18 protein-coding genes are annotated in these 20,663 nt (G+C 62.0%); all 18 read right to left on the bottom strand.

Going from position 1 to position 20,663, the window contains the following annotated elements:
* Positions 1-73 precede the first annotated feature (73 nt).
* Positions 74-1,204, bottom strand: a complete 1,131-nt coding sequence (locus tag QP999_RS11095) for a DivIVA domain-containing protein (RefSeq protein ID WP_284848310.1) — start codon at positions 1,202-1,204, stop codon at positions 74-76.
* A gap of 168 nt (positions 1,205-1,372) precedes the next feature.
* Positions 1,373-1,684 (bottom strand): YggT family protein, encoded by a 312-nt coding sequence (locus tag QP999_RS11100; protein WP_070445308.1) that lies wholly within the window; start codon positions 1,682-1,684, stop codon positions 1,373-1,375.
* A gap of 230 nt (positions 1,685-1,914) precedes the next feature.
* The gene (locus QP999_RS11105; RefSeq protein ID WP_167595652.1) at positions 1,915-2,337 is read right to left on the bottom strand and encodes a cell division protein SepF; all 423 of its coding nucleotides are present in this window, start codon (positions 2,335-2,337) and stop codon (positions 1,915-1,917) included.
* A gap of 69 nt (positions 2,338-2,406) precedes the next feature.
* A complete protein-coding gene (locus QP999_RS11110) occupies positions 2,407-3,162 on the bottom strand; it encodes a YggS family pyridoxal phosphate-dependent enzyme (protein WP_284848311.1) in 756 nt (251 codons plus the stop codon).
* Complete coding sequence (gene pgeF / locus QP999_RS11115; protein ID WP_284848312.1) at positions 3,162-3,902, bottom strand: peptidoglycan editing factor PgeF; 741 nt, start codon at positions 3,900-3,902, stop codon at positions 3,162-3,164. Before pgeF ends, QP999_RS11110 begins: the two co-directional genes overlap by 1 nt.
* Positions 3,903-3,926: 24 nt before the next feature.
* Complete coding sequence (gene ftsZ / locus QP999_RS11120; RefSeq protein WP_284848313.1) at positions 3,927-5,291, bottom strand: cell division protein FtsZ; 1,365 nt, start codon at positions 5,289-5,291, stop codon at positions 3,927-3,929.
* A 206-nt stretch (positions 5,292-5,497) separates the two neighbouring features.
* Positions 5,498-6,157, bottom strand: coding sequence for a cell division protein FtsQ/DivIB (locus QP999_RS11125; RefSeq protein WP_284848314.1), 660 nt, complete (start codon positions 6,155-6,157; stop codon positions 5,498-5,500).
* Positions 6,150-7,640 (bottom strand): UDP-N-acetylmuramate--L-alanine ligase, encoded by a 1,491-nt coding sequence (gene murC, locus QP999_RS11130; protein WP_284848315.1) that lies wholly within the window; start codon positions 7,638-7,640, stop codon positions 6,150-6,152. Before murC ends, QP999_RS11125 begins: the two co-directional genes overlap by 8 nt.
* A 38-nt stretch (positions 7,641-7,678) precedes the next feature.
* The gene (gene murG / locus QP999_RS11135; protein ID WP_070445291.1) at positions 7,679-8,764 is read right to left on the bottom strand and encodes an undecaprenyldiphospho-muramoylpentapeptide beta-N-acetylglucosaminyltransferase; all 1,086 of its coding nucleotides are present in this window, start codon (positions 8,762-8,764) and stop codon (positions 7,679-7,681) included.
* Between the two features lie 29 nt (positions 8,765-8,793).
* The gene (locus QP999_RS11140) at positions 8,794-10,275 is read right to left on the bottom strand and encodes an FtsW/RodA/SpoVE family cell cycle protein (RefSeq protein ID WP_070445288.1); all 1,482 of its coding nucleotides are present in this window, start codon (positions 10,273-10,275) and stop codon (positions 8,794-8,796) included.
* A 14-nt stretch (positions 10,276-10,289) separates the two neighbouring features.
* The gene (murD, locus tag QP999_RS11145) at positions 10,290-11,681 is read right to left on the bottom strand and encodes a UDP-N-acetylmuramoyl-L-alanine--D-glutamate ligase (RefSeq protein ID WP_070729777.1); all 1,392 of its coding nucleotides are present in this window, start codon (positions 11,679-11,681) and stop codon (positions 10,290-10,292) included.
* Positions 11,678-12,790 carry a phospho-N-acetylmuramoyl-pentapeptide-transferase gene (gene mraY / locus QP999_RS11150; protein ID WP_284848316.1) on the bottom strand — a complete coding sequence of 371 codons (1,113 nt, stop codon included), beginning with the start codon at positions 12,788-12,790 and terminating at the stop codon, positions 11,678-11,680. The genes murD and mraY overlap by 4 nt, the downstream gene beginning before the upstream one ends.
* Before the next feature lie 23 nt (positions 12,791-12,813).
* Positions 12,814-14,349 carry a UDP-N-acetylmuramoyl-tripeptide--D-alanyl-D-alanine ligase gene (locus QP999_RS11155; RefSeq protein ID WP_070445279.1) on the bottom strand — a complete coding sequence of 512 codons (1,536 nt, stop codon included), beginning with the start codon at positions 14,347-14,349 and terminating at the stop codon, positions 12,814-12,816.
* A complete protein-coding gene (locus tag QP999_RS11160) occupies positions 14,346-15,899 on the bottom strand; it encodes a UDP-N-acetylmuramoyl-L-alanyl-D-glutamate--2,6-diaminopimelate ligase (protein WP_284848317.1) in 1,554 nt (517 codons plus the stop codon). The genes QP999_RS11155 and QP999_RS11160 overlap by 4 nt, the downstream gene beginning before the upstream one ends.
* Before the next feature lie 67 nt (positions 15,900-15,966).
* A complete protein-coding gene (locus QP999_RS11165; protein ID WP_284848354.1) occupies positions 15,967-17,844 on the bottom strand; it encodes a peptidoglycan D,D-transpeptidase FtsI family protein in 1,878 nt (625 codons plus the stop codon).
* Positions 17,845-18,172: 328 nt separating this feature from the next.
* On the bottom strand, positions 18,173-19,009 hold the full coding sequence (ftsL, locus tag QP999_RS11170; RefSeq protein WP_284848318.1) for a cell division protein FtsL: 837 nt from the start codon (positions 19,007-19,009) through the stop codon (positions 18,173-18,175).
* Positions 19,006-20,049, bottom strand: coding sequence for a 16S rRNA (cytosine(1402)-N(4))-methyltransferase RsmH (gene rsmH / locus QP999_RS11175; protein ID WP_284848319.1), 1,044 nt, complete (start codon positions 20,047-20,049; stop codon positions 19,006-19,008). The genes ftsL and rsmH overlap by 4 nt, the downstream gene beginning before the upstream one ends.
* A 173-nt stretch (positions 20,050-20,222) precedes the next feature.
* Positions 20,223-20,657: a division/cell wall cluster transcriptional repressor MraZ gene (gene mraZ / locus QP999_RS11180; RefSeq protein WP_010190539.1), complete on the bottom strand. Its 435-nt coding sequence runs from the start codon at positions 20,655-20,657 to the stop codon at positions 20,223-20,225.
* Positions 20,658-20,663: the final 6 nt, after the last annotated feature.

The following is a 20,663-nucleotide window of genomic DNA, read 5'->3' on the forward strand; positions in this document are numbered from 1 at the left end:
AATGTATACCTACAAACGTATACCTACATAAAAGAATAAGGGCGCCCCCGCAGGGACGCCGTTCATTCACTGATTAATTGTTGGACTTGCCGGCTTCACCGTTAGGAGCAGCGGTGCCGCGGGACTCCAGCTCCTCAAGCTGAGACTGCAGCAGGGTCTTGAGGCGGGTACGGTACTCGCGCTCGAAGGTACGCAGCTCGGAAATGCGAGCCTCCAGAGCGGTCTGCTGCTGCTTGACCGTGTTCATAACCTCGGTGTGCTTCTTCTCAGCATCTGCCTGCAGGGCAGCTGCCTTCTCCTCAGCCTGGCGAATCTGTGCCTCAGCGCGGGACGTTGCGTCAGACTCAGTCTGCTTTGCCTTGTTCTCGGCATCCGCCACCAGCTTCTTGGAGCGGGTATCAGCTTCCTGCAGCTGTGCATCGTAGCGCTTCTGGGCGTCAGCAAGCTGGGCCTTGGAGTGCGAGTCGGCGTCGGCAAGCTGCTTCTCTGCAGCCGTACGAGCCTCAGCGAGCATGGACTCGGAATCAGCCTTAGCCTCACTGGTAAGACGGTCCGCCATCTCCTGAGCGAGACCCAGCACGCGGGCGGCCTGCATGTGGGTATCCGGGGTGGCGAGGCCCTGTTCGTTGGACTGAGCAGCGCCTGCACCAGCCACAGCAGCGGCGGAAGAGGCAGTGGTGGAAGCAGCGGAGTTCTTCTTTGCGGACTCCAGCTCCTTCTTGGTGCGCTCCAGCTCCTTCTTGGAGGCCTCGAGCTCACGCTTGGCGGCAGCAGCTTCTTCGCGAGCAGCCTTAAGCTCCGCGGAGTTGTCCTGTGCCTGAGCAGCCGGCGCCTGGGCTGACTGTGCCTGAGCGGCCTTCGCCTGCTCCTGTGCGCGCTTAGTCTCTTCATTAGCCTTGGCAATCTCGTTCTTGGAGTCAGCCAGCTTTGCTTCGTACTCGGCGCGCAGCTTGGACTCGACTTCCTTACGTACGGCGGCCTCGTCGACCTTTGCGGCAGAAGCGCCGCCAGCAGCGGCGGCCGGAGCCTGAGACTTCAGTTCCTCAACATGGGCGTGGAGATCATCGTTCTCGTCCTGCAGCTGAGCAAGAGCATCCTCAACGAGGTCGAGGAACTGATCGACCTCATCCTCGTTGTAGCCACGCTTGCCAATTGGCGGCTTGCTGAAAGCGACGTTGTGTACATCAGCTGGTGACAGTGGCATTGACTTCTCTTCCCCTTACGAATCGGTCAAACCTCTAGAGGGTCCAGAGGCCGGGTACATATGCGGTTAATAATACGGATTGTGGTAACTGATTGTATCCGAATCAACACATTATCTAACGCTGGCACGAGTCTCAACGTTAACAGGAGGGTTTAATACACCCGTTTATTACATTGCAAGCCCATTGGCGCTGAAAAATAGCCAGCCAATAAGTTGCGAAAGGATGGACAAAAGCAGGAACAAAACGATGATGGAAACGTCGAGCGCAATGCCCCCTAGCTGCAGCGGCGGAATAACCTTACGCAGCGCCTTAACTGGCGGGTCAGTGACGACGAAGAGCACCTCGGCAACCATCATGAACCAGCGGGGCGGATTGAATTGACGCGAGAAAGACTGAATCATCTCGATGACGATGCGCGCCAACAAAATCCACGAGTAAAGACTCACGGCGACGAGCAGAATTGAACCTAAAGCATTCACAGTGCCCGAGCCTATCCGAACCACCCCGCAGACGGTACTCCCCCGCCCGAGGGTTCGCCCTCGGCGAACAGAGATGGCACCGCGGCAGCCGCACCGCCGCCGAGAATGCCGCTCCGCTTAGACCGCTAGGGAAATGGCGAGAAAACCAACAAACCGCCCCACCGCCTTTTCTCCCCCCCTTAGCCAACACAGGGGAGAAAAGGCGCTGAAGCGGTTAAAGCGCGAAGCCTTTAGCGCAGGTGCGCTGCGCGCTCGAGCTCAACAGTGGAGATATCGGCACCCTTCGGCACGATAGCGAAAACCTTACGGCTAGTGTCCACGCCCTTCGTCAGGTTCTTCATGCGGCCTTCCAGCGCAAAGCAGAGGCCAGCAGCGAAGTCAACGAAGCGCTTTGCGGAGCCGCGGTCGGCGTCAGTGAGCTCGAAGACCACTGCGTCACCATCACGGAAGGGGCCGCCAACCTTCGCTGCATCATCGAAGGAAACGAGCGACAGCGCCACGATAGTCGGGACAAATTCCTCTTCCTGCTTCTCGTAGGAAGGTGCATACGCCGGAGCACTATAAGTGCGCTCATCTGCGTAATAAGCATCGTCGGCGTCCATGTCCATCGGGCCTAGCCCGAAGAACTCTTTAGTCCTATCAATCAGTGACATTCTGGGTCTCCCTCTGACCTAGTGTGTGCTGTTCATTTGCTGTCTTGTAATGCACTTTTACAATGACAATTAACCTAGCGGGCGCTCTCCCATAATTCCGGTTCCGACACGCACGATATCTGTTCCAGATACAATCGCTGCCTCCATGTCAGCGCTCATTCCGGCGGACATTTTCAGGTCTCGCCCAAGCTTGGCCGCCACCTCATCCGTCAGTGCCCTCACCTGGGTGAAAACCTCCGCCGGATCGCTCTCCAGCGGTGGAACCACCATGAAGCCACGCAGCTGCAGGTTCTCTAGATCTTCGACCAGATCCACCAGAGCAGGTACGTCCTCTAGCGGGCAGCCGCCACGCGCGGTATCACCGTCGGCGGAAACCTGAATATAGACTGAAAGCGTGTCCTCACGCTGGCCGCGTTCCTGGGCCAGAGCCACGCCGCGGTCGAGTGCTCTGGCGAGCTTTTCTGAGTCAAGCGAGTGAACACTATGCGCCCACCGGGCCACGTGGTTCGCTTTCTTGGTCTGAACCTGGCCAATCATGTGGAACCGAATCTCCGGCAGAGCCTCCGCCTTGGCGCGGGCCTCCTGCTCGCGATTTTCCGCCACATCCGTTACCCCTAGCTCTGCCAGCAACGCGATGTCTTCGACCGGGTGAAACTTCGTCACCGGCAGCAATTGCGGGGCGGGGCGGCCAGCGGCCTCAGCGAAGCGGTGAATATCCGAACGGGTGCGCTCCAGGCCAGCCCGCAATTCTTCGCGGCGCTTCGCGCTGCCTTCTGCTGAGTTTTCTGCGCCGCCTACTGTCGACGCTGTGTCCTTGTCCGTCATTAATCCTCCAACCAAATCACGCCGGCTTGGCGTCCAGTAACGCCCTCGCGGCGATATGAAAAGAAATCCGTGTCCTCAATCGTGCAGCGTGGGTCCGATTCAATTGCCGTAACCCCCATCTCCATCAATTGACGAATTAGCCCAGCGCGCACGTCGACGCCCCAGGTACCCGACGCCGTGCGGGTCTTGGAGCCAGGCAGGTGCTTCTCGACGTCCTCGGCCATCTGGTCCGGAACCTCATAGTTACGCCCAGAAGCGGCCGGCCCCATAAGCACCTGGATCGACGAAGGGGTAGCCCCCAGCTCAATCATCGCGTTGACCGTGTTCCGTACGATGCCATTGCGCGCGCCCAGGCGCCCGGCGTGGGCGGCGCCGATGACGCCCGCGGAGACGTCGACAAGCAGCACCGGCGTGCAATCAGCCACGAGCACGCCCAAGCCCAGGCGTTTTTCGGTGGTCACCACCGCATCGGTGGCCGGCACGGGCTCCTTCGCGCCGCGGTGTTCGGCGCCCACGACCGTCACCGTATTGGTGTGCAGCTGCTCCATCCACACGATGTCCTCTAAGCCCGTTGCTCGGAGAAGCCTCTCGCGGTTGGCGGCCACAGCGGCGGGGTCATCGCCGACGTGATCGCCTAAGTTGAAAGAGTCATAGGGGGACGACGACGCCCCGCCGGCACGGGTCGTAAATACCATGCGGACGGGGCGTCGTACTGCGTGTGCTTCCTCGTTTACTGGCATGCACTCCAGAGTAGCTGGCTGGGACTAGCGCATGAAGGACGGCACGTCGAGATCGTCGTCGCCATCGTCATCGAAGTCACGGCTGTTACGCTCAGCGGGGCGCGAGAGGCGGTACTCGTCATCGGCACCACGACGGTACTCCTCACCGCGGAAGCGATCCGAGGTGGTAAACAGTCCGCTCGACGGGGCCGGCTCAGCCGGCTGCTCGCGCTCGTAGGAGTGGCGCGGGGTGTACTCGTCGCGGCCGATGCGCTGGGCGTCAGCTCGCTGCGGCTCGGCACGGGTGTACTCTTCGCGCGGGGCCTCGGTGCGCGGCGCGGCGGGGCTCTCAGGCTGTGCTTCAGCACGGTTCTCGAAGAGGGAACCCGGGCGTGCGGCCGGGGTAGCCTCCGAACCCTGCTGCTGCGCCTGGCCAGGCTGCGCCGGCTGGGAGGTCATGTTGGCTTGTGCATCGAAGCCGGTAGCGATGATGGTGACGCGAACTTCGTCGCCAAGGTTGTCATCGATGATGGTGCCGAAGATGATGTTGGCGTCCTCGTCGGCGCGCTCCTCGACCATGGAGGCAGCGGCGTTGACTTCGTGGAGGCCCAGGTCGGAGCCACCGGCGATGGACAGCAGCACGCCCTTGGCGCCCTCCATCGTCGACTCCAGCAGCGGGGAATTGATGGCCTGCTCAGCGGCAGTGAGCGCACGGTTGTCGCCGCGGGCAAAGCCGATGCCCATGAGTGCGGAACCGGCGTCGGACATGACGGAGCGAACGTCCGCAAAGTCGACGTTGATCATGCCCGGGATGGTGATGAGGTTGGTAATACCCTGCACACCATTGTGCAGGACTTCGTCGGCGGCCCGGAAGGCTTCGACGATGGACAGCTCCTCGCCGCCCAGCTGCATGAGGCGATCATTCGGGATGACGATGAGGGTATCGCAGACCTCGCGCAGCTCTTCGATGCCGGCCATGGCCTGACGGGTGCGGCGCGCGCCCTCGAACTTGAACGGGCGGGTAACGACACCGACGGTCAGAGCGCCCATCTTCTTTGCGATGGAGGCAACGACAGGGGCTGCGCCGGTACCGGTTCCGCCGCCCTCGCCAGCGGTGACGAAGACCATGTCGGAGCCCTGGAGGGCGTCTTCGATTTCGGTCTTGTGATCCTCCGCGGAGGTCTTTCCTACCTCCGGGTTAGCGCCGGCGCCGAGGCCGCGGGTGGCCTCGCGTCCGATGTCGAGCTTGGTATCCGCATCCGAGAAAATCAGCGCCTGGGAATCGGTGTTGATCGCCACGAACTGGACTCCCTTGAGCCCTTCTTCGATCATGCGGTTGACAGCGTTGACACCGCCGCCGCCGACGCCGACGACCTTGATGTCCGCGAGATTGTTGCTAGATGAGATCATACGAGGGTCTCTTGCCTTTCGAATAAGGTTTTAATGTAAACGAGGAGGCGCCTCTTTTCGTGAGAGGCGGTTACATCCATCTTTAACGACAATGGGGTAATTTCGGCGCACATTTTGCCGCGTGTCGGTACCCTCAACCTCTACTTTAGGGTTGCTGACATGCGGTTTTCTTAACAAGCGCCCCACCCGTCCCACTCGCGACGCCCCTAGCGGCGAGTCACCAGCGACGGGTTAGAAATGTTCCAGGATTCGCCCTCAAGTTTGAGCACATCTTCGAAAGCAATCGCCTTGTTTTTATTGTCTTCGGATGCCCCCCAAAAGATGGTTTTCTCTTCCTCAGTGTGGAAGGTCAGCGAATACCTGTCTTTGATCTCGAGGGTCGTCACCTTCTCCCGAATCGGTGCGGGGAGGGCTGCAACGGCCTCGACGGCCGCCTGCATCTCTGGGGAGCCGGAGTCTGTGCTACCGGTCAGCTCCACGGCCTCGGGTGGTGCTTCATCTTCCACAAATTCCTTACCGTGATTATCTACCAACACCGTCGTGCCACCATTGCGAACAAAGGCCACTGCCTCATGTTCGGTGATCTCAATGTGCACCGTCGACGGGAATGCCCGCGATACCGTCGCGCTTTCTACCCACGGGAGCGACGCCACGCCCTGCGCGGCCTCGCGAGCATCCAAGCGCGCGAGGTTCGAGCCCTTGGCGACACCACTAGCTTGCTCCACATCCTCAGCAGCAACGTGATCGTTTCCCACCACCTCGAAGGATTTCACCGTGAGGATAGGAAAAAGCCACACTGCTGCTGCAGCGATGACCGCTACAAGTAGCACCACGCCCACCGCGAGCGCCCCAGTCTTTTTAGACATTCGGTTCCTTCGGCTCTTCCGCCTCGTCGTTGCGTCCCAGCTCGGACAAAACCTCACCGGCTACGTAGGTAACCGTGCCCGCACCAATCGTGAGGACGATATCACCGGGCTGTGCCAGGGAAATGACATCGCCAGCGGCTTCGGAGAAATCGGGTTCGAAGATGACCGGCATGTCCTCCGGCATCTTATCGGTGATGATGCGGGAGGTGATTCCTTCAACCGGTTGCTCGCGGGCTCCGTAGATGTCGAGGACGACGGCGGCGTCGGCAAGCGCCAAGGCCTGAGCAAACTCTGCGTCGAACTTCATTGTCCGGGAGTACAGATGCGGCTGGAAGCAGGCGATAACACGCGCCCCCTCATCCTCCGCATCCGCCTTCGCACGGGCCGCGTTAAGTACCGCGGATACCTCCGTAGGGTGGTGCGCATAATCGTCGAAGACGCGGATTCCGCGCTCGCTGCCGCGGTACTCGAAGCGGCGGCGCACGCCCGTAAAGTCGGTCAGGCCCGCGGCCAGTTCCGCTGGGTCTCCGCCGGCCAGCGTGCCGGCCAACAGCGCGGCCGCCGAATTGAGCACCATGTGATGCCCGGGGACGTGCAAGTCATAAGACAACTCCTGCGGCGCCTGCCCCGGCAGGGCCAAGCGAACGCGGACGTGCGCGCCGGCGGCGGAGACGGTTTCCTCCAGAATCTCCGCTGCGAGGGGCACGGAAGAATCTTCGCCTACCGCACTGCGTGCGCCGTAACCCAGCACCTGAATACCACGCTGTGCTGCGCGTTCGCCGGTAGCGGCCGCCTGAGCGTCTTCAAGGCAAACTACCAAGTAACCGCCCTCAACAACGCGGTCAGCAAAATCATCGAAGACCTGAAAGTAGCTTTCCGCGGTGCCGAAATAATCCAGGTGATCCGGCTCGATATTGGTAATCACCGCCACGTAGGGGCTGTAGCGCAGTAGTGAAGCATCGGATTCATCGGCTTCTGCAATGAAAGCATCACCCGTGCCGCCGTGCGCGTTGGTTCCGGCACGGTTGAGCTGGCCACCGATGGCGAAGGAGGGGTCGAGGCCCGCCTGCTGCAGCGCGGACACCGCCATGGAGGTAGTCGAAGTTTTTCCATGAGTACCAGCCAGCAGGACCTGGCGGTGGCCGTCCATCAGCTCAGCCAGCAGATCTGAACGGCGTATGACCGGGATTCCGGCCTCGCGCGCAGCAGTGAGCTCGGGATTGTCGTGTGGGATGGCGGCGAAGGAAGTCACGACCACGGTTGGCTTATCACCAGCCAGGTCAAGGTTTTCAGCGGCATGGCCGATGGCGATGTGCGCACCCATCGTGCGGAGGACGTCGACAGCCGTCGATTTCTTAACGTCCGAGCCGGTGACGACCGCGCCCCGACTAACCAGAATGCGTGCGAGACCGGACATGCCGGAGCCGCCGATACCGACGAAGTGGACGCGGGACAGGTCCGTGGTGGCAGGGGTATCAGTCATGGTGAAAAATCCTTCTTTCATTAACCTGTACTGTGCGTCTAGCCGCGGTTCTCGGCGGCGACACGCTGCGCGATGCGGTCAGCGATGATAGCTGCAACCTCGCCGGCTGTGCTGGCGTCAGCGGCAGTACGCATGGCCGTCAAAGTTTCGGGGTGGTCAAGGATAGCGCGAACTTCGGCAACGAGGCGCTCCGAGGTCAATTCGGCGTCCGGAACTTGGACCGCGGCGCCGGATTCCACCAGCGCGCGCGAGTTCAGAGCCTGCTCGCCATTGCCGTGCGGCAGCGGCACATAGAGTGCGGGCAGACCGGCCGCGGAGACCTCTGCCACCGTCATCGCTCCGGAACGGCAGATCATGAGGTCAGCAACGGCCAGAGCGCCAGCCATGTCATCGATATAGGGCACCGCGGTGTAGTGCTCGTGCTCAGCCGGTGCCTCGTTCTTTTTGCCATAGGCGTGCAGCACTTGGAAGTCTCGGCACAGGTCATCGAGCGCGCCGGCCACGGCAGTGTTGATGCTCACTGCTCCCTGTGAACCGCCGGTCACCACGATTGTCGGGCGATACGCGTCGAGGTTCCAGTTCTGGCGCGCATCCGCCGCCTTTGCGCCGTCGGGATCCTCACCCATTCCCGGCCGCACGGGAATTCCCAGGACCTCGCCGGGCATACCTGAGCCTTCCTGCGCGTTGATGCCCGTGCCCCCGAGGCGCACCCCCAGCTTGTTGGCCATGCCAGCCAGAGCATTCGTCTCGAGCACGAAGAACGGGATACCCAGAGACTTCGCCGCCAGATAGGCCGGCGCAGCGACGTATCCTCCAGTACCAAAAACCACATTGGCCCCGACGTCCTTCAGAACCGCGCGGGTTTCCCGGACAGACTTGAGGACCCGCCACGGCAGCTTCGCGGCATCGGCGTTGATCTTGCGTGGGACTGGGACCGGCGTAATCATGCGCAAATCGACGCCACGCGCCGGCACGATATCACTTTCCAAACCTCGTGGGGTTCCTAGAGCGGTCACCCGCGCGCCATGGCGCTGGCGCAGCTCCTCCCCCACCGCGAGCGCTGGTTCGATGTGTCCGGCGGTGCCGCCACCTGCGATGACGACGGAAATCGGCGTGTCATTCATGCACTACACGCTACCAGCGCCGCGCTTTCTTACCGTCGCTCGCCGCGCCGATACTCCCGGCGATACTCCCGCCGCTGTTCCCCCTGCGGCGTCTGCGAGCGCGACGAGCGTCCCGTTACTGCACGCCCAAATCTTTCCTCGCGGCTGCGCTCAACATGGCGCTGGGAGCGGTCGCGGTGCGCGCGCTGGGAGCGCGTGCCCTCCCCCCGTTCACGCGGGGCCCGGTGTGCCCCGCCGCGACGCTCATTGGGCGGCGTAGGTTCGGGAATAAAGAAGATGCGGTCGAATAGCGGGCGCCCAAAGTTCTGCATGGCGGAAACCTGCAGCGGCTCGTGGCGCGCCACATTGCACAGCAGGCCCATCGAGCCAATCGTGATCACCGCGGCCGTACCACCCGCAGAAATCATCGGCAGCTGAATACCCGTCACCGGCAGCACGCCGATCACGTAGCCAATGTTAATGAATGCCTGCACGACAACACCCACCGCCAACGTGGCGGCCAGCAGGGACTGGAATTGGTCCTGGGCGCGTGTTGCCGCCCGCAGCCCGAAGTAGCCCAGTACGGCGAACAGCCCGATGACCAAGGCACCGCCCCATAGGCCCAATTCCTCCCCAATGATGGCGAAGACGAAGTCATTCTTCGCCTCTGGGAGGTAGAACCACTTGGCGCGTGACTGGCCGAGGCCAACGCCCCAGAAGCCGCCGTCGGCAAGCGAAAGGAAGCCCTGGTAAGCCTGGAAACCGGTTCCTTGTGTGTCCTCGATATTGCCGCGCAGCGCATCGAAATAAGTGTGGAAGCGGTGCGAACGGAAGCCGCCGGCCAAGAAGACGGTGACCATGCCGATAGCGCCGAAGACACCGACGACGGTCGGAACACGCCAGTCCACACCGGCGAAGACCAGAGTGAACACGACGATGAGGGCGAAAGAGACACCCATGCCGAGATCGCCTTGGGCCACAATCAGCACGAACATGATGCCGGCGATGATGGAGTACATCATGAAAGGGTCCGTCAGGCGCATCGAACGGTGCGTCTTATCCGCCAGCGCTGAAGCGCCGTACATGCCCACGGCCACACGGGCGAACTCGGAGGGCTGGAAAGCCACGCCACCAGGCAGCATGATCCAGGACTGTGAACCGACCTCCACACGACCGGTACCAATGCCGGGCACGAGGACGAGGATAAGAAGCAGGATGGATAGCCCCAGAAACCACGGCACGAGTGCCCGGAGCGTGCGGGGCGACATGCGCAGGCCAATCCAAAACACGATGAGGCCGGCGATAACGAGCACGCACTGGCGCAGTGCAGCAGACCACGGGCTATCGGTCTCCGACAGCGACGTCGCCATCGATGAGGAGAAGGCCATGAGCACGCCGATGCCGATGAGCGAAAATATGGCGATGCGCAGCATTAAATAGTCAAGCCCGGGGTAGGCGCGGAGGCGCTCGCGGAGGTCACGCAGGTGGTATCCCAGCGTGCGTTGTGGCTTCTGGGTGCTGGTGGCGGTCACGGGTGCTCCTAGCGCTAGCGGGCGAGGCGGCGGGCAGCGGCGGCAAAGATATCGCCGCGCTGGCCCATACCGGTGTACATGTCCAACGATGCCGCAGCGGGTGCTAAAAGCACGGTATCGCCGGCGTCGGCGTGTTGCACGGCGGCGGACACTGCCTGTTCCATTGCGGCTTCCGGATCGTGGCTATCCACGATGACGACGGGCACATGTGGCGCTGCCTTCACGAGGGCTTGGGCAAGCACATGCTTGTCGACGCCCACCAGAACCGCCGCCTTCAGCCGCGCGGCATGGGTGCGCAACAGTTCCGAGACATCAGCGCCCTTCAGTTGGCCGCCGGCCACCCACACCACGGAGTCCAAGCCGCGCATAGCGACCTCCGCGGCATGTGGGTTCGTCGCCTTGGAATTGTCGATGTAGGTCACGCCAGCATGGCGGTGAACAATCTCCCCGCGGTGGCCAGCCACCACGTAGGAGCCAAGTCCTTCGGCAATGGATTCCGGCTGAGCACCGGCGACAGCCGCGACCGCCGACGCGGCAGCGGCATCCAGCACTCCGGCCAGACCGGCAGGTTGGATGGTGGTGGCATCGTCTACCACGACGGACTTCATACCTGCCACCTCGTTGACGAGGAGGCTGCCGGTGCTCACGCCTACTTCACCTGCAGCGGGCTCGGCATGGCTGAAAGCGGTTGCGCCGGGAAGAGAAGCAGCGAGCGCTCGAACGTGCTCATCTTCCTTGCCGTAGACGGCATGCTCTCCGCGCAGAATCTTGGCCTTGTCTGCGGCATAGGCCTCGAAGGAGCCATGCCAATCCAGGTGGTCGTCCGCGAGGTTAAGCAGAGCTCCGACTTCTGGGCGTAGCTGGGAGGACCAGTGCAATTGGAAGGATGAAAGCTCCGCTACGAGGATGTCCACACGGGGCTCAGCGGCCAAGGCATCAAAAGATGACACGCCGATATTGCCTACGGCTTGGGCGCGCTGTCCGGAGCGTTGCTCGTCAGCAGCCATGATGGCAGCGAGCATGCCGGTGGTCGTGGTTTTGCCGTTGGTGCCGGTGATCGCGAGCCAACGGCGCGGGGCACCAAAAACTTCTGCTTGGTCGAGGCGGTAGGCCAACTCCACATCGCCGATCACCTCAAGGCCGCGGGAGGCTGCAGCGGCGAGCAGCGGTGAATCTGGCCGCCACCCCGGCGAGGTGACGACGAGCGAGTACTCAGCCAGGTCCACCGCGGAAGTGTCCACGGCGGCAACGCCCAACTCCGCGGAGATGCGACTGCGGGAGTCCCCGTTGCCATCGGCCACCGTTAAGTCCACGCCCAAGCGGGAAAGGACTGCCGCGCACCCGCGGCCAGAGACGCCAGCGCCGGCGATGAGGACGCGGCCGGAGAGGAAGTCTGGGCGCGTCATGCCCCTACTCCTATGCCGGAGGCGGTGAGCCAATCACCGTAGAAGATTGCCACGCCGGCCATCGCCGCCATGGCAGCCAGAAGCCAGAAGCGGACAACGACGGCCGTTTCCGCCCAACCACCGTTCTCAAAGTGGTGGTGAATCGGCGCCATACGGAAGAAGCGCTTTCCTGTGGAATGGAAGACCACGATTTGGATAACAACGGAGACCGTTTCGATGACGAACAGGGCACCGATGATGATCATGAGTAGCTCGGTACGGCTGGTAACGGAAATACCCGCGACCAAACCACCAAGTGCCAAGGACCCGGTGTCTCCCATGAAGATTTTGGCGGGCGCGGCATTCCACCAGAGGAAGCCCAGGCAGCCGCCCAGTCCTGCGGCCACAAGCACGGCGAGGTCGAGCGGATCGCGCACCTGGTAGCACCCGGCAGCAAAGTTAGTGGCGCAGGAATAGCGGAACTGCCAGAAGGTCATCAGCGAATAAGAGCCCATGACAATCGCGGTAACGCCCGCCGCGAGGCCGTCGAGGCCGTCGGTGAGGTTCACCGCGTTCGACCACGCCGCAATAAGGATGTACATGAAGATCAAGAACACGATGGTTCCGATGACCGTGCCGCCGACAGCTAGGTCGAAAGTATTCAAGTCGCGGATGAAGGATAGCTTGGTGGAGCCTGGGGTCAGCCCCGCATCGTTGGGGAAACGCAGAACCAAGAAGCCGAAGAGCAGCGCCAGCACGAGCTGGCTGACTAGCTTGGCGGTCTTATTGAGCCCGAGGTTGCGGTGGCGGAAGAGTTTGATGAAGTCATCCGCGAAGCCCACCGCGCCCAAGCCTAAGGTCAGTCCGAGGACCAGCAAGCCGGAGGCGGTAAAGGCCTCATGCCCTGTTAGCAGGCCATAGAGGCCAGCCACAACATAGGCCACCAAGATGCCCGCGAGGATGGCAAGGCCACCCATCGTCGGCGTACCGCGCTTGCGCAAGTGAGACTTGGGGCCATCCTCGCGGATCTCTTGTCCGCGGCCGGTATCGGAGAAGTAGCGGATAAGAACCGGGGTGGTAAAGATCGCCACGAGGAAGCTAACCGCACCAGCGATGATGATCTGAGTCACGAGCTTGAAGTCCTTTCTAGCGGCTAGCTGTGGTTCAGCTGTTCCGCGACCAACCAGAGACGTTGGGCATTGGAGGCCTTAATCAAGACCACATCTTTAACGTTACGGCTAGCCCAATCATCGACCCCTGCTGGGGCCACGCGCAGTATGCCGTCCACCGCCTGTGCGGCGGCCGCGGCATCGGCGCACACCACTGTATTTATACCTTGCTGCGCAGCGGCCTCGGCCATCGCCCGGCAGTTGGGATTCTCCCCTACCGCGATGAGGTGCTCGACGTGGTATTTGGCCAAAAACTCACCGAGCTGGCGGTGCGATTGCTCTGCATCGCTGCCGAGTTCTCCCATCTCCCCCAGCACCGCGATGGAACGGGCGTCGGGGCGCGCTGCTGCGGTATAAGCCAAAGCGGCAATGGCCGCTCGCATCGAATCGGGGTTGGCGTTATAGGAGTCATCGATGACGGTGACGCCATCGCGGCGGGTGCGTACGTCCATGCGGTGTTCGGAAGCGAGGCGGTGGCCGGACAGGGCAGCCGCCACCGTGTCTGCCGACACCCCCAGCTCGATGGCTGCGGCGGCCGCGGCCAGTGCATTAGACACCTGGTGGGAGCCAAAGACTTGGAGCTTCACAGCAACGGGTTCGGCATCCGGGCTGTGCAGGGTAAAGGAGGGACGAGCGACGTCATCGAGCACGATGTCGGTGGCATAGTACTGTGCTGCCGGGGCACCTCCGCGACGATTTTCCGTGGAGTAGTACACCACTTTGGCCTCCGTGCGTGGAGCCATGGCAGCGACGAAAGGATCATCGGCGTTAAGGACGGCTACGCCGCCTGCCTCCGCGTTCGGCAGCGCCTCCACCAACTCTCCCTTGGCCTGAGCGATATTCTCGCGCGAGCCAAATTCGCCGAGGTGCGCGCTACCAACGTTCAGGACCACGCCAACGCGCGGCGCGGTGATTTCGGTGAGGTGACGGATGTGCCCGATGCCGCGGGCCGACATCTCCGCCACCAGGTAGCGCGTGTGCTCATCGCACCGCAGAGCCGTATAGGGCAACCCGATTTCATTATTGAAGGAGCCGGGCGGAGCGACAGTCTCCCCCACCTCGCGGAAGATGGTGGCAATGAGGTCCTTGGTAGACGTCTTGCCGGCCGAACCGGTAACACCGACAATAGTGAGTTCCTGCTCTGCGGCAAGGCGCTGCGTTACTGCACGAGCAATCGCAGACAACGCTGCGACAACGGCGGCCGCAGACCCATCTGTATCGTTGGCGTAAATATCCGCGTTGGCACCGTCACCCTCGACGCGCCCGTGGGGTTCGACGACTATCGCCGGAACACCCACCGGTCGCGCCGCCAAAACGGCAACGGCGCCTTTATCAATTGCGGTGGTGGCGTAGTCATGGCCATCCACGCGGGCTCCGGGCAGCGCTACAAAGAGGCTGCCTGGGGTGACCTTGCGAGAATCGAATTCGACAAAACCAGTCACCTGGGTGTTTGGATCATCGACGCTATCCAGGCGGCCGCCCGTGATCTCAGCGATCTCAGCGAGGCTTAACGCAATCATGCTTGCTCCTTGGATTCTTCGGTACTCAGGGTAGTCGCAGTAGTCACGGCTTCAAGAGCTCGAGCCATCTCTTCGCGGTCATCGAAGTGATGGACGGTATCGCCAATGAGCTGGCCTACCTCGTGCCCCTTGCCAACGACGATGACGGCATCACCCGGCTGCGCCCACGCCACGACTTCATCAATGGCCTTGGCGCGTGAGCCTACCTCGCGGATATCAGCCGCTGGGTTTGCCTCCTGGGCGCCCGCAAGCACGGCTGCACGGATCGATGCTGGGTCTTCGGTGCGGGGGTTGTCATCGGTGACGACGACAAGGTCCGCGCCCTTCGCGGCGGCCGCTCCCATGAGCGGACGCTTGGAGGAATCGCGGTCACCTCCCGCGCCGACGACGATGCCGATGCGGCCCGTGCTGCCTTCCAACTGCGTGCGCAGGGTCTCCAGAACGGCCGCGATTGCAGCCGGCTTGTGCGCGTAATCCACCACAGCCACAAAGTCTTGGCCGCGGTCAACACGCTCCATGCGCCCAGGGACTGCCACCTTCTCTACACCCTCGAGGAAGACGTGCGGCTCGATTCCAATAGCGGCGGCCATCCCTGTGGCGAGAGCCGCATTGGCGATGTTGAAGGTACCCGGCATAGGCAGGCGGAATTCAAACGTTCCGGCATGCTCACCGGAGGCAAGCGTTAGTTCCACCTGCTGTGCACCGGTGACCTCAGTGCTGAGCTGACGGCCAGTGATATCGGCATCGCTTCCTTGCGAGGTCGTTGATACCCGGATCACCGGGCGTGCTGCGGCGCGCTGCGCCATGCGACGCCCCCATTCGTCATCGATGCAAATCACTGAGCGATCGGCGGCTTGGGGGCCGTCGAAAAGCATGGCCTTGGCCTCGAAATAGTCCTCCATTGTCGGGTGGAAGTCCAGGTGGTCCTGGCTCAGGTTGGTAAATCCGCCCACGTTGAAGTGTGTGCCTTGAACTCGCCCCAAGGAAAGCGCGTGGGAGGACACCTCCATCACGACGTGCGTGACGCCCTCGGAAACCATTCGTGCAAAAAGCTCCTGCAAGGTCGGCGCTTCCGGAGTGGTCAGGGAGGTCGGGACCGGCTCGCGGTTGATGCGAGTGCCCGTCGTGCCGATGAGGCCGACTGAATAGCCCGCGTGCAACAGCCCCGCCTCAAGGAGGTAACTCGTCGTAGTTTTACCGGAGGTGCCCGTCACGCCGAGGATGGTGAGCTTTTGCGTGGGATGGCCATAAATCTCGGCAGAGACGGTACCGAGGATTGCGCGGATATCCTCCACCACAAGAATCGGCCGCGACTCCCCGGCCTCGGCGAGAATGCTCTGGCCTTCGGCGTCCGTAAGAATGGCAGCCGCTGCGGTATCTACGGCAAACTTCGCGCCATGGACGCGTGTTCCAGGAAGCGCCGCGAACAGGCCACCGGGCGGCAGTGCTGCCGAGTTCAGCCCACAGGACCTAACGGTAGTCGAGGCATCCCCGATCACTGTGCCCCCAGAAATCTCTGCTAGGCGCTTCAGGGTGGTGCTGCTGGTCACGGTGATTCCTCTTCTCTGTTTCTCTGTCTCTAGGTTTTCGATATGTGCTTTTCGGTGTGAGAGCTGACTACTCGGCGCGCAACGTCAGTTGCGGTGCTGGCGGGGAGGGCGGGATATTGTCGCGGTCAAGGAGCCAGGATGCGATATCGCTGAAAACTGGGGCCGCTGATTGGCCGCCGGATCCGTCGTCGTTGACACCGGATTCCGGCTCATCGAGCATGACGGCGACGACGAAGCGGGGGTCGTCGGCAGGCGCAATGCCCGCAAACGTAATCCAGTATTTGGAATTGGAATAAGCCCCAGTGTCCTCATCGACTTTCTGCGCGGTACCGGTCTTGCCGGAGAGCTGATAGCCCTCAATATTGGCGTTGCCGGCGGTACCGTTGTTCAGGCCCTGCGGATCATCCTGGAAGACCGCTCGGAACATGTCGACGACGGTGCGTGCGGTTTCAGCACTGACCACGCGGGTGGTCTCGGGCTCCTCCAGCTCTTCCAGCTCTTCCTTCGTCCCGTCCGGCGCGGTAATCGAGTCAATGATGCGCGGCTCGATGCGCTCGCCGTCGTTGGCGAGGGCCTGGTAAATAGACGCCAGCTGCAGAGCAGTCCATGACTGGCCCTGGCCGATGGGCAGGTTAGCGAAGGTACCACCGGACCACTGCGAACGGTCAGGCACGAGGCCTGGAGACTCGTTGGGCAGTTCAATGCCCGAAGTCTGGCCGAGGCCGAACTTCTTTAGGTAGTCAGCGTATTTATCCTGGCCGAGTCGATCCGCCAACATCAGCGTTCCTACGTTCGATGACTTACCGAAGACGCCGGTCGTGGTATAAGGCTCAACGCCGTGCGACCAAGCATCATTAACAGTCACGCCGGCCATGTCGATGGAGCCGGGCACCTGCAAAACCTCATCCGGGTCAGTCAACCCCTCTTCGATGGTCGCGGCAGCAGTAATAATCTTCGCCACCGAGCCGGGCTCGAAGGGGTGCGAGACCGCCAGGTTATCGAAGGTCTTGTCCTTCTGGAGCTGCTTTTCGATGTCCTTGTTCGGATCAACCGTCCCAGTATTTGCCATGGCTAAGACCTGTCCGGTAGCGGCATCCAGCACGACCGCCTCAGCGCTTTTCGCCTTCGAGTTGGCCTTTGCCTTTTCCAGTTTCTGCTGCACGTAGGTCTGCAAATCAAGATCCAGCGTCAACGTGACATTTTTGCCATCAGTGGTGGGTACCTGATCACGGAGGCTACCGGGAATCACCTGACCATTAGCCGAAACGTCTTCGGTGGAGCTGCCATCAATACCCGTGAGGGTGGTATCACCGGAGGCTTCGAAACCGAACTGGCCTTGGCCGTCCATGGATACCTTGCCGATGACGTTCTCCGCGATAGCACCGTTGGGGTACTGGCGGATTTGCTGCTCATCGGCGGCAAGGCCGTGGTATTCCTCGGAAATGGCTACCGCGACATCTGGGTCGACATTGCGCACGAGAACCTCATACTGGGTGTCGGCACGGAGCTTGTCCATAATCTGCTCCGGGTCCACGTCGCCAGCATCGATTCCGGCATCCTTCAGCTTGCTCGGAATTCCTTTCGACATTTCGGTGAGCCGCTCGGTCACTTTGTTGTCTAGGTAGGAATTCTTCGCGTCGGGAGCCAAGGACTCAAACTCGGCCTCCCCGGCGGCCTCCTGCTCTTCCTGCTCACGAAGCTCATCGCGCAGGCGAGTCGGTGAGACGGTCAATGAGCGAGCACGCATGGTGTAGGCCAAACGCTGGCCATCGCGCGCAAGGATTTCACCGCGCCCGGCGGTATCGACGTACACGCGGGTTCGCTGCGCTGCTGCCTTCGCTGCCAGGTCTGGACCCCACACAATCTGCACCCAGGCGAGGCGCCCCATCCAGGCCAGCATGATGACGAGCAACACCGCCGCAATGACGTGAACGCGCTGGCGCATCGTCTTTTGCTGGCTCAGGAAAGGCTTGCCGGTACGCGGATTCCGGGAGCGGGTCGCGGGAACGACACGGTCGGCGTCGTAGCGCTGCCGTGGTTGGTGAGAGGCACCGCGTGGCTGAGTGGCACGGGCGGCAGGAGCGCGCCTCGGGCGCCGGCCACCGGAGTGTGGTGGGGTCACACGTCACCTTTCTGTCTGCAGCGAGGGTAGGTAAGTAAACAGCTGAATGTCTTGCCCCACGCTTGGCGCGGGGTCGAGACAGTCTCATCCCGAATTGTGCCCTATTATCGCCGCCTGCCCACGCAGGCACGCGCGAAGCGGGAGGGGGATTCTATCCCCGCGCCGCGTAGGGAGCCTGGGCCGGAATATCCGGCAGCTCAACGTTCTCCTCCCCTGGCTGGCCGCCTTCGGGGCTATCCTCCGACTGCGTGTCAGTGGAAACGGCACCTCCGCCTTCGCGGTTGCGCTCGCTGAGCGTCGGGCGGGCGTTGAGGTTGTCGGACATGTTGGCCGTCGCATTCGGGTCACTGGAAGCCTGGCCTGGGCGGACGGGCTCACCGTTGACATCGATGACTGATTCCATATCCGGGGTTGCCTCGCGCTTGTGCTCGATGTTGCCGTCTGCGCCAACCTCCACAACGCCCGGCTGGACCGGAATGCCCATCTTGGCTTCGTGGGCGCGGCGAGCGACATCCGAGGCCGAACGAACGTTTTCCAAGTCTCGGTTCAGGGTTTCCAACTGGTTATCCAGCGTGGATTCCTGGGCGGTGAGCTCCTGAATCTTGAAGGTCTGGGACGTGGACAAGCCCGACAGCCACATGGCTGCGGCCACACCCGTAATGAGCAGAGCAATGGCGGTGAAGGACAAGCGCGCGAAGAGGCCGTTAACCCGCGTGGGCTGTGCGACACGACGCCCACGATTGCTTACGACCTGCTTCGAACCAAGGCGGCTTCCCCGTAGGCCGGAGCCAACGCGGCGAGTAGGGACGGTGCCGCGATGCGGGGTGCGGCTCGGCAGCGGGGTGGTACGGCGCCCCCGTTCAAGCAGCGCGGTTCCCTGGACCGTGGCATCGGCTCCGGTGGTGAAATCGCGGCTTGCGCCCATGGTGTGGGTCCTCTCGTGGTCGCGGCGGTGGGTTGCCTGTGCGGTACGGTCTCTCAGCGTCATGGCCTACCTCCCGGTTCATGAAAAGACGGCGTCCCCTCAAGGCGTTCGAGCGCGCGTACACGGACGGATGCCGCACGCGGGTTCTCCGCAATCTCTTCCTGGCTCGCCTTCTCCGCACCACGCGTCACCACGGAATAATGAGCCGCGGTCCCGGGCAAATCCATGGGCAGGCCCGCTGGAGTGGTCGAGGTGCTGAGCTTGGTGAAAGCATGCTTGACAATGCGATCTTCGAGCGACTGGTAGCTCATAAACACCGCCCGTCCGCCAATAGACAAGGCATCCGTAATCACAGGGATAACCTGCTCAATAGCCTCAAGCTCACGGTTGACCTCAACGCGCAGCGCCTGAAAGGTTCGCTTCGCCGGGTGTCCACCAGTGCGGCGCGTTGCTGCGGGGATGGTGGCGTACAACAAGTCGACCAAGCGCGCGGAGTTGCTAAAAGGCTCTTTTTCCCTTTCCCGCAGAACCGCGGATGCGATTTTGCCGGCGAAACGCTCATCGCCATAGGTCTTTAAGATGCGTGCCAAGTCGCCGTGACTATAAGTATTGAGAATGTCGGCGGCGGTCATCCCCTGGCGCGGATCCATGCGCATATCCAGCGGGGCGTCAGTCTTGTACGCGAAACCGCGGTCAACCTGATCCAACTGCATGGAGGACACTCCGAGATCAAATAGCGTCCCAGCAATTCCGTACTCCCGCGCGATGGCGAAGAGTTCGCCCTCACCCTCCGCGATGGCACGCCCCACCTCATCGAAACGAGCGTTGACGCCCACGAAACGGTCGGCGAAGGGGCGGAGACGTCGAGAAGCATTGCTCAACGAAGCAGAGTCACGATCCACGCCGATGATACGAACGGAGGGGAAGGTGGTGAGAAAATATTCGCTGTGGCCACCCGCGCCCAAGGTACCGTCAACGATGACGGCGTTTTCCCCTGCTGCTTCGACAGCCGGAGCTAGCAACTGGGCCATGCGCGCACGCATGACGGGGACATGGCCGTGATTGTCGCTCACGTCGTAGTTAATGGTGCCATCGTGGTCCACTGCTGCTGTCCCCCTTTCCGTTCAGGCGCTTAAGGCTGCGGTCTGATGTTCTGGATAAAAATCGAGTGCGTATAGGGCCCTGTCCGAGGAAGGGTTCTGATGTCGGGGAAGTACACCAGCTCATCCTCCTCGGGCAGAGTCCGTACACGCACTCTTGGTGCGCCGGGCCAGTTTTAGAGCAGCCCGGCAAGTACGTCATCGGCGTCTGCCGCCGAGTAAGCGTCTTCAGTTTGCGCCTGGTATTCAGCCCACGCGGCTGCGTCCCAGATTTCGAGGAAGTCGACCGACCCCACAACCACGCATTCCTTTGTCAGGTTTGCGTACTCACGGTGGCCTGCAGACAGCGTGATACGCCCGTGCCCATCGGGGCGCTGCTCGTCCGCACTTGCTGCCAAGTTACGGATGAACGCACGCGCGTCCGGGTTGGTGCGTGACACAGCCGCCGCCTTCCTTGCTCGTGCCGCGAATTCCTCCCGCGGGTATACCGCAAGCGAATGGTCCTGACCTTTAGTGACCATGAGGCCACCGGCCAGTTCTTCGCGAAACTTCGCTGGAAGCGTGAGCCGCCCTTTGTCATCGAGCTTGGGAGTGTAGGTGCCGAGAAACATCCCCGG

Origin of the sequence: Corynebacterium sp. MSK004, from assembly GCF_030232515.1 — a bacterium.
Taxonomy (GTDB): domain Bacteria; phylum Actinomycetota; class Actinomycetes; order Mycobacteriales; family Mycobacteriaceae; genus Corynebacterium; species Corynebacterium hesseae.